A 13,485-nucleotide genomic window follows, 5' to 3' on the forward strand; every position below is an offset into this window, starting at 1 on the left:
CTGGACATCTCAAGGGCAGGGTTCCCCGGAATTGTGACAGGACACGATAATTACTGACATAACGCTGTAATGCTTCTGTGCTCTTCCTGGAGGTTGTGACGTCCAATAAAAGACTACAAAGGGGTGCCGAAATGAAGGCGATAGAGGTAGAAATCAAATTGTTGTTCCAGCCGGAAGAGCTGGTTGTATTCCGTCGCTCGCCTTTTCTAAAAGATATAACGCTTGGCAAGGCAACGCTTCATCGCCTTCTGACTCGCTATTTTGATACAGCAGATCATACGCTGAAAGAGACAAAAATGACCCTGCGGGTTCGGCGCGAAAACGGGCAATGGGTCCAGACCCTCAAAAGCAAGGATGCAGATGGCGGAATTGTAAAGCAGCGGGCAGAGTTCACCGTACCAGCTGTTGCCGGGGAGCCAGACCTAGAGTTGATTGATGACAGAAAGTTGCGGTCAAAACTGGAAGGTGTGCTTCAGGGACAGCCGTTGGAGGAAATCTGTGTTTCAGATATCCGCCGCGTACATCGCTTGATTCAATACCGGGACAGTAAAATAGAAATGGCGATTGATACCGGGAATATCCGAGCAAAAGAGAAGAGCGAGGAAGTTTCTGAAATCGAGTTGGAGCTTCTCGAGGGAAGCGCTGAGGACATGCTTGATTTTGTCTCTTTGCTGCAGGAACACTGCAGCTTTGCAATTGGCACCAATTCCAAAGCCAGCCGGGGATTCGATCTGGCGCGTCACGGGCATGGAATTGAAGAAGGGCATGCTGATCTGCAGCGGGAGGTCAGCTTTAAAAAAGGCACGCCGGGATGGGCCGTGGTCCAGGAAGCTGTTCTGTCCGGGATCAAACAGTTGCTCGAAAGTATTTCCCGACTTCATGGCCCGGAGAGCCAGCAGGCGACCGAGGGTGTTTTTGTTGCGCTGTCCCGACTGGTGGTCGGGGTCATCGTTCTGAAAGATCTCTTCCCGAAAGAGGTCAGGAAGAAGGCCTTGAAACGGGATCTGCTCTGGTTGTGTAAGCTTGCCGGTTCTGTCCGGGATCTTGATTACCTGATTGACAAAAGACTGCTGCCCTTGTCGGCAGAGAATACCACTTGTGTCGAGCTTCCCCGCTTAATTGGGCTGGCAGGTGATCGTCGTGATCAGCTCCTGCGTGAACTCTCTGTAGCTGCGACCTCAAGCCGCTTTATTGAACTGGTTATCGCGCTTGAAAAACTGTTGGTGATCAGGGAAGGATCCCGGGAAGGGCAGCAGAAAATCAGCAAAACCTATGGCGGAATTTTGGGGGATCGACGGGCTGAAATTCTTTATGCGGTGCCAGGTGATGTTGCTCTGCTTGGCAGTGATATGCGCGATGCGATGCGGCAGGATGTTCAGTATCTGCGCTATTGTGCCGAGTTTTTTCAGCGCCTGTGGTCGAAGAAAGACGAAAATGCCTTTTTACGACGGTGTCGCAAGCTGGAGAAAAACCTGGATCTGTTCCACTCCCGCGAAACGCTTGCTCAACTAAAGCAGAGCTTGGAAAGTCTCATTCATGGTGATGCTGCTGAAGCGGCCCAATCTGACGGGATGGCGACTGCAACCCTGGACAGAGATGGCCTTGTGTTGAGCGAGGCCCTTCACCTGGCTGAGAAAAGCTACAAAGTGACACGTAAAAAAGACATGGCATCTCTTGATAAGGCTTGGCGCAAGTTTTCGACCTGTGAGCCTTTCTGGAAAGATTAATCCGGATTTTTAGATACCCATCAAAAGAGGACGCAAGGAAAAGTTCATTTTCCGTGCTTTTCGATCTCCAGGACAGTCATTCTGACTTGAGAGTTACATAAAAGCGCAACGTGAGGCTGCTATGGATTTTAGGGCCGGGAGTTTTGTTTCTACCTTCAGCGGAGGGTGAAATGAAAAGTTCCTGGCCCTAATTATTTGATAATGTGCCTGGCGGAAAAATGACCAATCAAATGACAGTTAACCTGCTTGAAGCCCCTGTGTTCCCAAAGGGGGCAAAGCAGGGCAGCTATGAAGAGGTGACGGAGCGCCCGGCTGCTGGCAAGTGGGTGGAAAACAAAGATCCGCGGCGCTTTATTAACCGCGAACTGTCTTGGCTTGCCTTTAATTCGCGTGTTCTGGAAGAGGCCAGTAATCGGCAGCACCCTCTGTTGGAACGCCTGCGTTTTGTTTCGATCTCGGCCAATAATCTCGATGAATTTTACATGGTGCGTGCGGCAGGCCTGAAAGGGCAGGTCGCTGCCGGGGTTACCAAACTCAGTCTCGATGGCCTGACACCGGAAGAACAGCTGATCGCGATCTCCCGGGATGCACGGGCTTTGATGGAAGAGCAGCAGAAAGTGTTGCTTGAAATTCTCGCGAACCTGCGGGAAGAGGGGGTGTTCCTGCTTGAGCAGGACGAGTTGACGGAGCCTGAGAAAGTCTGGCTGGGCGAATGGTTCAAGACCCAGGTCTATCCCGCACTGACACCCCTGGCTGTCGATCCGGCTCATCCTTTCCCCTTTATTCCGAACAAGGGGCTGGTTCTGGCACTGGAACTTCTGCGCTCGAAAGACAGCCATCTTCATAACGGTTTGATCCCGATCCCGCACAACATTAAACGTTTTATCAAGTTGCCGGGGGAGGGTTGCCGCTTTATTGCGCTGGAAACCGTGATCCGGCTGTTTTTTGATAAGATTTTCCCCGGCTTTGAGCTTTTAGGAGATGGTCTTTTCCGGATTATCCGGGATTCGGATGTTGAGGTTGATGAGGAGGCGGAAGATCTGGTCCGGACCTTTGAAAGCATGCTGCGCCGCCGCCGCAGGGGATCGGTTATTCGCTTGCAGCTACATTCAAGAATGCCGGAAAGCCTACGGAATTTTGTTAGCAAACAGCTTCATGCCGAGGAAACAGACGTCTTTGTTCTGGACGGCATGCTGGGTCTTTCTGATGTTTCCCAGATGATCATGTCAACCCGGCATGACCTGCTGTTTGAAAGCTACACGCCCCGTTTTCCCGAGCGGATCAAGGATTTTGGCGGCGACTGTTTCGCGGCAATCCGGGCCAAGGATTTTATTGTTCATCATCCCTATGAAAGCTTTGATGTCGTCGTTCAGTTTCTCAAGCAGGCGGCACATGACCCGAATGTCATTGCGATCAAGCAGACACTTTATCGGACCTCAAGCCAATCGCCCATTGTCAGGGCCCTGATTGATGCGGCGGAAGCAGGGAAATCGGTTACGGCCCTGGTTGAGTTGAAGGCGCGTTTCGATGAGGCGGCGAACATTCGTTGGGCCCGTGATCTTGAGCGAGCAGGGGTGCAGGTGGTTTATGGTTTTGTTGATCTGAAAACCCATTCCAAAATTTCGATGGTGGTTCGGGATGAAGAAGAGGGCCTGCGTACCTATGTTCATTTTGGAACAGGCAATTACCATCCAATCACAGCCAGGATCTATACAGATCTGAGTTTCTTTACCTGTGATCCGGCCCTGGCGAGAGATGCCAGTTGTCTTTTTAACTATACAACGGGCTATGCCGCGCCGGTGGGGATGGAAAAGCTGGAATTTGCCCCGGATACCCTGCGCCCCCGGATCATGACCGAAATTGCGGCAGAAATTGCCAGTGCCAAAGCAGGGAAGCCCGCGGCGATCTGGATCAAGGTCAACAGCTTGGTCGATCCGGCAATTATTGACGGTTTATATGAAGCAAGTGCCGCTGGTGTTGAGGTCCAGATTGTTGCACGGGGGATCTGTTGCCTCAGAGCCGGAGTGCCGGGGCTTTCAGAAAATATCCATGTGCGAAGTGTTGTCGGCCGCTTTCTGGAGCACAGCCGGATCTTCTGTTTTGGCAATGGCGATGCTCTGCCCTCGACAAAGGCCAAGGTCTATATCTCGTCGGCTGATCTGATGCCACGCAATCTTGATCGGCGGGTTGAAACCATGGTGCCGATTGAAAATGAAACCGTTAAACGCCAGATTCTGGATCAGGTCATGTATGCCAATCTGCACGATGAGGCGCAAAGCTGGATCATGCAGCCTGATGGTTCGTTCAAACGGGTTGAACCCGCAGGGCAGGGCTTTAGTGCCCATCGTTTCTTTATGACCAACCCGAGCCTTTCAGGGCGTGGCAAGGCCTTGAGAAAAGCCATGACCAAACGCCGAAGCAAAATGCCATAGGTTTTTCCCCAGGGCAGGATGCCTGAGCAAAGTTCTTCGCAAAGTTCTTCGAGGCAGGGATTATTTCCTCTGGGTACGTTGAATCGCCAGATCCCATCCCGAGAGGTTGTGTTCTCTGGTGTCGGCAGACATTTCAGGGACAAAGCGTCTTTGCAGATGCCAGTTCTGCTTGATGTCTTCCAGTGATTCGTAGATGCCGTGCTGCAATCCGGCGAGGTAGGCCGCACCGAGAGCGGTTGTCTCGCTGACCTCCGGGCGATCGACAGAGAGATTGAGTGTGTCGGCCAGAAACTGTAGCAGCCAGTCGTTGGAAACCATGCCGCCATCAACCCGCAGTTCTTTCGGCGTAAGCCCGTCATCGGCCATGGCCTGGAAGAGATCGCGGGTCTGATAACAGACGGCCTCAAGTGTTGCCCTGACAATTTCGGCCGGGCCACTGTCCCGGGTCAGTCCAAAGATTGCGCCACGGGCATGAGGATCCCAATAGGGCGCGCCAAGTCCGGTAAAGGCAGGAACCAGATAAACTCCCTTGTTATCGTTGAGGGAACTTGCAAGCGCTTCGGTTTCTGCTGCGGATTTGATGATTTTTAGGCCATCACGGAGCCACTGTACCGCCGCACCGGAAACAAAGATTGCCCCTTCCAGCGCATAGGAGGTCTGGCCTTTGACGCGATAGCCGATTGTCGTTAGAAGACGATTTTTTGAGGCCAGTGGCTTGTTGCCCGTATTCAGCAGAACAAAGCAGCCGGTGCCATAGGTGCTTTTGATTGACCCCGGTTCAAAGCAGGTCTGACCGAAGCTGGCGGCCTGCTGATCTCCGGCGATGCCTTCTACCGGGATCGGAGTGCCAAAAATCTCAGGAGCGGTCTGGCCAAAGTCTGCAGCAGAGTCTTTGACTTCCGGTAAAATCGAAGCCGGGATGTTGAACAGGGCAAGCAGTTCTGCATCCCAGGTCAGCTTGTGGATGTCAAAGATCATGGTGCGGGAGGCGTTGGTCACATCTGTTGCATGAACTGCTCCTCCGGTCAGGTGCCATAACAGGAAGGAGTCTACCGTGCCGAAAGCCAGTTCTCCCTTTTCTGCCCTGGTCCGGGCTCCTTCAACATTGTCGAGAATCCAGGCGATCTTGGTGGCGGAAAAATAGGGGTCAAGGAGCAGACCGGTACGGGCCGTGACCAGCTCCTCGTGTCCGGAAGCTTTGAGTTCCGAGCAATAATCTGCTGTTCTGCGATCCTGCCAGACAATGGCGTTGTAAACCGGTTTTCCAGTGGTGCGGTCCCAGACAATGGTGGTTTCACGCTGGTTGGTAATGCCAATGGTCGCAACCCTTGCGCCTTTTGCGGTCGCCTCATCGAGAGCCGCGCGGCTGACGGCCAGTGTGGAGGACCAGATGGTTTCAGGATCGTGTTCAACCCAGCCATCATCAGGATAAATCTGGGGGAATTCCTGCTGGGCCTTGGTCAGGCTTATGCCGCTTGTGTCGAAGACAATAGCGCGGCTGCTGGTGGTGCCCTGGTCGATGGAAAGGATGTACTTTTTGTCACTCATTAACTCTACCCCTTGGATTTTCAGCTTTACTTTCGTATGTTCGTTTACGAAAGTAAAGTGAACATCGGTTTCTTTTTGACAGGAAATCGGTAAAAAGAGAAATCATGATGTTCCCCTGTTGTTATAAACAGGCGCAATCAGGCGCAATCAGACGGGGGATATCAGGATCAATCTGAAAGAGGATGGCAGATGAATCTCAATAGTCTCAGTCGGCGGCAGCGCCAGATCCTTAAGCTGGCAAAGGATCAGGGGTTTGTGTCAATCGACGCCATGGCTCAGGATTTTGCTGTCACAACCCAGACCATTCGCCGTGATATTAACGAGCTTTGCGAAGCAAAGTTTCTCAATCGTTTCCATGGCGGCGCAAGCTTCAGTTCTTCGGTTCTTAATCTTGACTACAACCAGCGCAAAACCATCAATGCCGAAGAAAAAGAAGGGATTGCCCAGCTTGTGGCACAGGAAATCCCAGACAATGCTTCGCTCTTTATCAACATGGGAACAACCAATGAGTCAGTTGCCCAGGCCCTGATGCGTCACTCGGGCTTGCGCGTGATTACCAACAGCCTCAGCGTTGCTCATATCATGAGTCCGAATCCTAGTTTCGAGGTGATCGTGGCTGGTGGAGTGGTCCGCAGCCTTGATCGCAGCATCATTGGTGAGGCGACGATTGATTTCTTCCGCCAGTTCCGGGCCGATTACGGAGTTATTGCCGTCGGCGGAATTGATGAGGATGGAAGCCTGCTTGATTATAACTACGGCGGTGTTCGGGTTTCGCAGGCGATTATCGAAAATGCCCGCCATACTCTGCTGGTCGCGGATAGCAGCAAATTTGGCCGTAATGCGCTGGTCCGGCTTGGGCATCTGTCGCAAATTGATACCCTGGTTACGGATTGTTTGCCCAAAGGGCCTCTTGCTGCTGTCGTTAAGTCGCTGGAAATTGAGGTTCTTACGAAACCAAAGGCTCCCCAACCAAAAGACTGATCGTTTTCTGAGCCGATAGTGATAAACTGACTTAAGCACGTTTGTTTAATCATAAACGGAAAAAGTGCTTTAGCTATTTGGTTTGTCGCCTTCTCTTCTCTTTTGACGGTTTCCGGTCAAAAGGAAATTTTTTTAATCAGTCTCATCTCGGCAACTAGGCTCTTAATTACCCTTTTGGATTCTGCGTGATCTCTCTTTTTTCACGGTGTTGAAATTCAGTTTTGAAAAATTGAACCTGAAATGTTGGAGGGCGTTGGAAGAGAATTTCTGTTGAGGGATTGGTTTGTATCTATCTGATTTTAAATTGGTAATTTCATATTTTACCTAAAATTTTCTCTGATTTTCTTTGATTTATGGCGTGAATTTTCTGTGATGATTTTCTATATTTTTCATTAAATTTTCATTTATTAAAAAATATACTTGCGTTTAGGTTCGAAAGTGAACATTTATGAAGGCAAGAGATTGTCGTATCAAACACGTAAGGAACAAAAAATGGCAGTTCGCGTCGCTATTAATGGTTTTGGCCGGATTGGTCGCCTTGTACTTCGGGCCGTGATTGAATCCGGACGTGATGATATTGAAGTTGTTGCGATCAATGATCTGGCTTCGGCACAGGCAAATGCCCATCTGCTGAAATATGATTCCGTGCATGGACCCTTGCGCAAAGACATCAAAGCAGAAGATGGCGCGCTGATTATTGAAGGCAAGCGTATTGCGGTTCTTTCCGAACGCAACCCGGCTGATCTACCTTGGGGCAAGCTGGATGTTGATGTCGCTCTGGAATGTACCGGGCTGTTTACTGACCGGGCTAAGGCTGCTGCCCATCTTGAGGCCGGTGCCAAGAAGGTATTGATCTCTGCTCCTGGCAAGGATGCGGATCTGACGGTGGTTTACGGTGTGAACCACGACAAGATCAAACCTGAGCACACAATCGTTTCCAATGCGTCCTGCACCACCAACTGTCTCGTGCCTGTTGCGCATGTGCTCAACCAGCTTGTTGGGTTGGAAGAAGGCTTCGTGACGACAGTGCATGCCTATACCGGTGATCAGAATACTGTCGATACAATGCATAGTGATTTGCGCCGTGCCCGTGCTGCCGCACTTTCCATGATCCCGACATCAACTGGCGCTGCCAAGGCTGTTGGTCTGGTGCTGCCCGAGCTTTCCGGCAAGCTGGACGGCACATCGGTACGTGTTCCGGCGGCAAACGTGTCCCTGATTGATCTGGTATTCACTGCCGGGCGCGAAACAACCGCTGAAGAAATTAACCAGGCAATGCGTGTTGCGGCTGAAGGACCCTTGAAAGGGGTGCTGGATGTTAACGACGAGCCACTGGTTTCCTGTGATTTTAACCACTCGCCTGCGAGTTCGACCTTTGACCTGACCCAAACCCAGCTTGTGGGTAAGCGGACAGTTCGGGTTTTGAGCTGGTACGACAACGAGTGGGGGTTCTCCAACCGTATGGTTGACACTGCTGTCGCCCTGGGGCTTAGCCTCTAGGTCTACTTGATCAGGAGGAGGTAGAGGGCCTCCTCCTGATCATTTTTTTGCAGTGGAATTACGGGAAAACTACAGAAAGAAATTTATCAACTGGCACGTCGTAATCGCGTGCCAGTCTGCGTATGTCAGGATCGCTCAGGCGGCTGGTGATGATCTGACAATGTTATAGACAAGCGAGAGACAATGAGGACTGAAGATCTGTTCGACATCCTGGTTATTGGCGGTGGCATCAATGGTGTCGGTATAGCGCGGGATGCAGCCGGGCGGGGTCTGAAGACCCTGCTGTGTGAGAAAGATGATTTGGCAAGCTGGACTTCCTCTGCCAGTACCAAACTTATTCACGGCGGTTTACGCTATCTCGAGCATTACGAATTCCGTCTGGTCCGGGAAGCGCTGAAAGAGCGCGAAGTCCTTCTTGCTTCTGCGCCCCACATTTCCTGGCCGCTTCGTTTTGTGCTTCCACATAATAAAGATCTTCGTCCGGCCTGGCTTATTCGCCTGGGGTTGTTTCTTTATGATCATCTGGGCAAGCGGGAACGTTTGCCGGGCTCCTGTGGCGTTGATCTGACCAGGCATTGTGTCGGCACGCCCCTTGTTGATAACCTCACCAAGGGTTTTATCTATTCGGATGCCTGGGTTCAGGACGCGCGCATGGTGGTGTTGAATGCCATGGATGCCCGCAACCGGGGGGCTGAAATCCGGACACGCACGCGCTGTATCGGGGCGATCCGCCAGCAGGACCACTGGGAGGTAAAGCTTGTTGACGGTTTTACCAGCGAGATCTCGGTGGTCAGAGCAAGGCTGCTGGTTAATGCAGCAGGGCCCTGGGCGCAGGCACTGCTGACCGGGGAAATCGGCCTGAAAAGTGACAAGAGGCTGCGGTTGGTCAAAGGCAGCCATATTGTTGTGCCGCGCCTGTTCGATCATGATCATGCTTATATTTTCCAGAATCAGGACAAACGGATTGTTTTTGCGATCCCTTATGAAAATGATTTCACGCTGATTGGCACGACTGATGTGGATCATGAAGGTGATCCAGCGGATGTAAAGATCTCGCAAGAAGAGATTTCCTACCTTTGCCAGTCTGTAAGCTGCTATTTTAAACGGCCAGTGAAAGCTGCGGATGTTGTCTGGAGTTACGCAGGGGTTCGGCCTCTGTTTGACAATGGAGAAGCGGATGCGTCACAGACCACCCGGGACTATGCGGTTGAGCTTGAGAGTGAGCCAGGCAAAGCTCCTGTGCTCAATATTCTTGGTGGCAAACTGACGACATATCGTAAGCTGGCTCAGGCATCGCTAAGCTTGATCAGCGATGTCTTTGGAATTGCGGATAAAAGCTGGACGGCTGGTTCTATTCTGCCGGGCGGGGATATCCCGAATGAGGATGTAAACCTCTACATTGGGCAGATGATGGCCAGGTATCCTTGGTTACCGGTTAAACAGCTTGAGCGTTATGTGAAAACCTATGGGACCAGAGTGGAGCAAATTCTTGATGGGACAAGCTGTCTTGATGGTCTGGGGAGCTGTTTTGCCGGGGATCTTTACGAGGCTGAAGTTCGGTATCTGGTTGACGAGGAATGGGCCCTGACGAGTGAGGATATTCTTTGGCGGAGAACCAAGCTGGGTTTGCATCTTCCGCAGGACGTCGGAGGTGATCTGGATGACTGGCTGGCGCTCTATACAAAAAAACAGCTGCAGCTTGCAGCCGGATTTTCACTCGCATCATGAATGCGCTATGGAGTCTGCTGTGAGTTGAGCGTTTTCATAAAAAGGCTTCGCGAAAGATCAAGTTTTTGTAATAGAAAGCTGATATTGCACAGATTGCAGGATATACTCCTGCCTAGAAATAATAATAGAAAAGGTTGTTCGGGATGAAGCGCAAACACCTCTGCAAGATTGTTGCCACACTCGGCCCGGCAAGTTCGGATAAAGAGACAATTGCTGCGCTCTTTAAATCGGGAGTGGATACTTTCCGTCTGAATTTTAGTCACGGGACTCATGAAGATCACAAAAAGCGCTATGACCTGATCCGTGAAGTGGAGCAGGAAACCGGTCGACCAATTGCGGTGTTGATGGATTTGCAGGGACCAAAACTGCGTGTCGGTCGGTTTGCCGAAGGCTCGGCTGAACTGAAAACCGGCGCAAGTTTTCGACTGGATATGAAGGACGAGCTTGGTGATGCCACGCGGGCAACCTTGCCGCACAAGGAAATTTTTGACGCTATTGAAGCAGGAACCGATCTCTTGCTTGATGATGGTCGTATTCGTTTGCGGGTCCGTTCAGTCAAGGGTACCGAAGCTGAAACCGAGGTTGTTGTAGGCGGTGTCCTGTCAAACAATAAGGGCGTGAACGTCCCAGGTGTTGTTCTGCCTCTGTCTGCCTTGACGGAAAAAGACCTCAAGGACATGGAATTCGGGCTTGAGCTTGGCTGTGACTGGTGTGCGCTTTCTTTTGTTCAGCGTCCTGAAGATGTGATGGAAGCGCGCAAGCTGGTGAATGGCCGTGCGGGCGTGATGGCCAAACTGGAAAAGCCCTCTGCTATTGAGCAGCTCGAGGCGATTGTTGCCCTGACCGATGCGGTTATGGTGGCACGTGGAGATCTCGGCGTTGAGTTACCGCCGGAAAACGTGCCTGTCCTGCAGAAGCGTATTATCCGGATCTGCCGTGAATATGGGAAACCGGTGATTGTTGCTACCCAGATGCTGGAAACCATGGTTACCTCGCCGACGCCGACAAGGGCGGAAGCTTCTGATGTAGCAACAGCGGTTTACGACGGCGCGGACGCTGTTATGCTGTCTGCTGAATCAGCCAGCGGCGCCTATCCGCTGGAAGCGGTCAGCATGATGAACCGGATTATTGAGACCATCGAGCAGGACCCTCTGTACCTGAAGCTTGTTCATGCCGACGAACTGGAGCCAAACCCGACAGAAGCTGATGCGATCAGTGATGCGGCCAGCCAGGTTGCAGACCTGCTTGGTGCCAAGGCGATCGTTACCTTTACGACAACAGGCAGCACGGCTTTTCGTGCTGCGCGATGCCGCCCGAACACACCGTTACTTGGCTTGACACCTGACCTGAGGGTTGCAAGACGGATGTCTCTGATCTGGGGTGTGCATTCCGTGAACACCCGGGATGTTAACAGCTTTGCAGAAATGGTCGGGAAATCCACCCGGATTGCGCGCCGTGAAGGCTTTTGTGAAAACGGCGACAAGATTGTTGTGACTGCTGGTATTCCTTTTGGTACGCCAGGCTCGACCAACAATCTTCGGATTGCCACTGTTGGCCAGCATGAAAAAACGGATCCGAAAGATCGCTGATTGAATTCCGTTAGAGGCGACATGGTGAGTTAACAGGTAGTTCTCTGGTGATATTGATAAAAAGCGGCTTCTGTTTGAGGCCGCTTTTTTCTTACAGGCGATTAAGAGGAATTTTGAGGTAGTGATTGCCGTCAGCCTCGGCTGGGGGGAGGTCGCCAGCGCGCATATTTACCTGGATAGAGGGGAGCAAGAGAGCAGGCATGGCGAGTTGTCGGTCTCTTTCAGTGCGCATCTTGATGAATTCGTCACGGGTGATGCCGTTGTGGACATGCAAGTTATGCTGCTTTTGTTCAGCGATGGTTGTTTCCCACGCGATCTTGCGGCCATTGGGGGCGTAATCATGACAGGTGAAAAGTCGGGTACTGTCCGGCAAGTTGAAAATTTTCTGGATTGAATCGTACAGGGCGCCGGCATCTCCGCCCGGAAAGTCGGCTCTGGCCGTTCCAAAGTCTGGCATAAAGAGGGTGTCGCCAACAAAAGCGCAATCGCCGATTACATAGGTAATACAGGCAGGTGTATGCCCTGGTGTGTGCAGTACCTGGCAGGGAATGGTTCCCAGTTTAAAATCTTCTTGATCGGCAAAGAGATAATCAAACTGTTCACCGTTGGTCTGGAAAGCGGGTTCTGTGTTGTAGATAGCCTTGAAAGTTTGCTGGACGGCTGAAATTTGATTGCCGACGGCTGTTGTCCCGCCAATCATCTTCTTTAAAAAGGGGGCAGCAGAGAGGTGGTCGGCATGAACATGGGTTTCGAGAATCCACTGGCAAGACAGCTCTTTCTGCTGAATTGTCTGAATAATCGCATCGGCACTTTCGGTTGAGGTTCGGCCTGCGCTGGGGGCATAATCAAGCGCGGAGTCAATAATGGCACATTTCAGGCTTGCTGGATCCCAAACCAGATAGGAAAGGGTGTTACTTGCTTCGTGAAAAAAAGCTTCTATCTGGGGTGTCATTCCTGTCTCCGTTTTTCCCGGTAGTATATCAATTGACAAAAATATAGCAAATTTGATATGTATTGATTTATGAATTTATCGGATATGCAAAAATCTGTAGGTAAAGCAAGTGCCTTGCTGCGGGCTTTGGCCAATGAGCGTCGACTGATGATCCTTTGCCAACTGGTGGAGGGAGAGAAAACAGTCGGAGCATTGGCTGAAAACCTTGATATCGCCCAGGCTATGATTTCCCAGCAACTCTCGATTTTGAGGAGAGAGCAGCTGGTTTGTTTCAGGCGTGAAGGGCAGAGCATTTATTACAGACTCGACCACCCGGCAGCAGCAGGAATATTGCAGGTCCTCTACGATAGCTACTGTCCGAAATAGCTGTCAGGCATGTGAGATCCATTTTATCAGGAGCAGAGCGATGGAAAAGAAGATTGTATCTATTTCGCCACGGGATCTGGAGAAACGGTTGCTGGCTGAGGAGGTGGAGCTGATTGATCTTCGTGGGGGGCTGGAATTTGCCCAGGAACATATCAAAGGTTCCCGGCTGATCCCGCTTGATAAAATTGCGTCATATGATTTTTCCGATACTTCCGGCCAGGCTGCTGTATTCCTCTGCCGAAGCGGACAGCGAACCTTGATGGCCTCAGAGCTTTTAAGCCTGATGCCCTTTAAAGAGATTATGATTCTCGAAGGTGGTTTGATGGCCTGGATTGCGGCTGGTCTGCCGACAAAAAAATTAACAAAAGCCCCGATTGATATCATGCGGCAGGTCCAGGTTATTGCCGGAAGCCTTGTCTTGACGGGTATTCTGTTGGGTTTTGTGGTTCATTCAGGTTTTCTCTTCATCGCAGCCTTCGTCGGGGCTGGCCTGACTCTGGCGGGCTTGACAGGCTTTTGCGGAATGGCCCGTATTCTGGCGGTAATGCCCTGGAACAGGGTCAGCTCAGGTTGAAGAAAGTACCTTCCCCTAAGGTGGAACTCTTAATCTTTTCATAACCTACTGAGGGATAAAGTAGTTCGATGATTAGCGCCTGTAGGCA

General features: G+C 51.3%; 10 protein-coding genes. 8 read left to right on the forward strand and 2 right to left on the reverse strand.

All coding sequences use genetic code 11. The features are described from left to right. Nucleotides 1-131 precede the first annotated feature (131 nt). Nucleotides 132-1,727 (forward strand): CYTH and CHAD domain-containing protein, encoded by a 1,596-nt coding sequence (locus B152_RS0102335; protein ID WP_020590767.1) that lies wholly within the window; start codon nucleotides 132-134, stop codon nucleotides 1,725-1,727. Nucleotides 1,728-1,945: 218 nt separating this feature from the next. After that, entirely contained in the window at nucleotides 1,946-4,159 is a 2,214-nt protein-coding gene (locus B152_RS0102340) for an RNA degradosome polyphosphate kinase (protein ID WP_020590768.1), read from the forward strand. Between the two features lie 60 nt (nucleotides 4,160-4,219). Here B152_RS0102340 and glpK read toward each other — a convergent pair whose 3' ends face one another. Further along, entirely contained in the window at nucleotides 4,220-5,707 is a 1,488-nt protein-coding gene (glpK, locus tag B152_RS0102345; protein ID WP_020590769.1) for a glycerol kinase GlpK, read from the reverse strand. Between the two features lie 189 nt (nucleotides 5,708-5,896). Here glpK and B152_RS0102350 point away from each other — a divergent pair, with 189 nt between their 5' ends. The 4 genes from B152_RS0102350 (at nucleotide 5,897) to pyk (ending at nucleotide 11,505) form a co-directional block, all read left to right on the forward strand. Then, entirely contained in the window at nucleotides 5,897-6,688 is a 792-nt protein-coding gene (locus B152_RS0102350) for a DeoR/GlpR family DNA-binding transcription regulator (RefSeq protein WP_020590770.1), read from the forward strand. A gap of 492 nt (nucleotides 6,689-7,180) precedes the next feature. Next, nucleotides 7,181-8,188 carry a type I glyceraldehyde-3-phosphate dehydrogenase gene (gene gap, locus B152_RS0102355; RefSeq protein WP_020590771.1) on the forward strand — a complete coding sequence of 336 codons (1,008 nt, stop codon included), beginning with the start codon at nucleotides 7,181-7,183 and terminating at the stop codon, nucleotides 8,186-8,188. Between the two features lie 183 nt (nucleotides 8,189-8,371). Next, nucleotides 8,372-9,916: a glycerol-3-phosphate dehydrogenase gene (gene glpD / locus B152_RS0102360; protein WP_020590772.1), complete on the forward strand. Its 1,545-nt coding sequence runs from the start codon at nucleotides 8,372-8,374 to the stop codon at nucleotides 9,914-9,916. 143 nt (nucleotides 9,917-10,059) lie between these two features. Beyond that, entirely contained in the window at nucleotides 10,060-11,505 is a 1,446-nt protein-coding gene (gene pyk / locus B152_RS0102365) for a pyruvate kinase (RefSeq protein WP_026261214.1), read from the forward strand. A gap of 91 nt (nucleotides 11,506-11,596) precedes the next feature. Here the strand turns inward: pyk and B152_RS0102370 are convergent, their stop codons facing one another. Further along, nucleotides 11,597-12,457: an MBL fold metallo-hydrolase gene (locus B152_RS0102370; RefSeq protein ID WP_020590774.1), complete on the reverse strand. Its 861-nt coding sequence runs from the start codon at nucleotides 12,455-12,457 to the stop codon at nucleotides 11,597-11,599. Nucleotides 12,458-12,541: 84 nt separating this feature from the next. Here B152_RS0102370 and B152_RS0102375 point away from each other — a divergent pair, with 84 nt between their 5' ends. Continuing rightward, nucleotides 12,542-12,823 carry an ArsR/SmtB family transcription factor gene (locus tag B152_RS0102375; protein ID WP_245549919.1) on the forward strand — a complete coding sequence of 94 codons (282 nt, stop codon included), beginning with the start codon at nucleotides 12,542-12,544 and terminating at the stop codon, nucleotides 12,821-12,823. A gap of 40 nt (nucleotides 12,824-12,863) precedes the next feature. After that, on the forward strand, nucleotides 12,864-13,397 hold the full coding sequence (locus tag B152_RS0102380) for a rhodanese-like domain-containing protein (protein WP_020590776.1): 534 nt from the start codon (nucleotides 12,864-12,866) through the stop codon (nucleotides 13,395-13,397). The last annotated feature ends 88 nt before the right edge of the window (nucleotides 13,398-13,485 follow it).

Origin of the sequence: Kiloniella laminariae DSM 19542 (genome assembly GCF_000374005.1) — a bacterium.
GTDB lineage: Bacteria > Pseudomonadota > Alphaproteobacteria > Kiloniellales > Kiloniellaceae > Kiloniella > Kiloniella laminariae.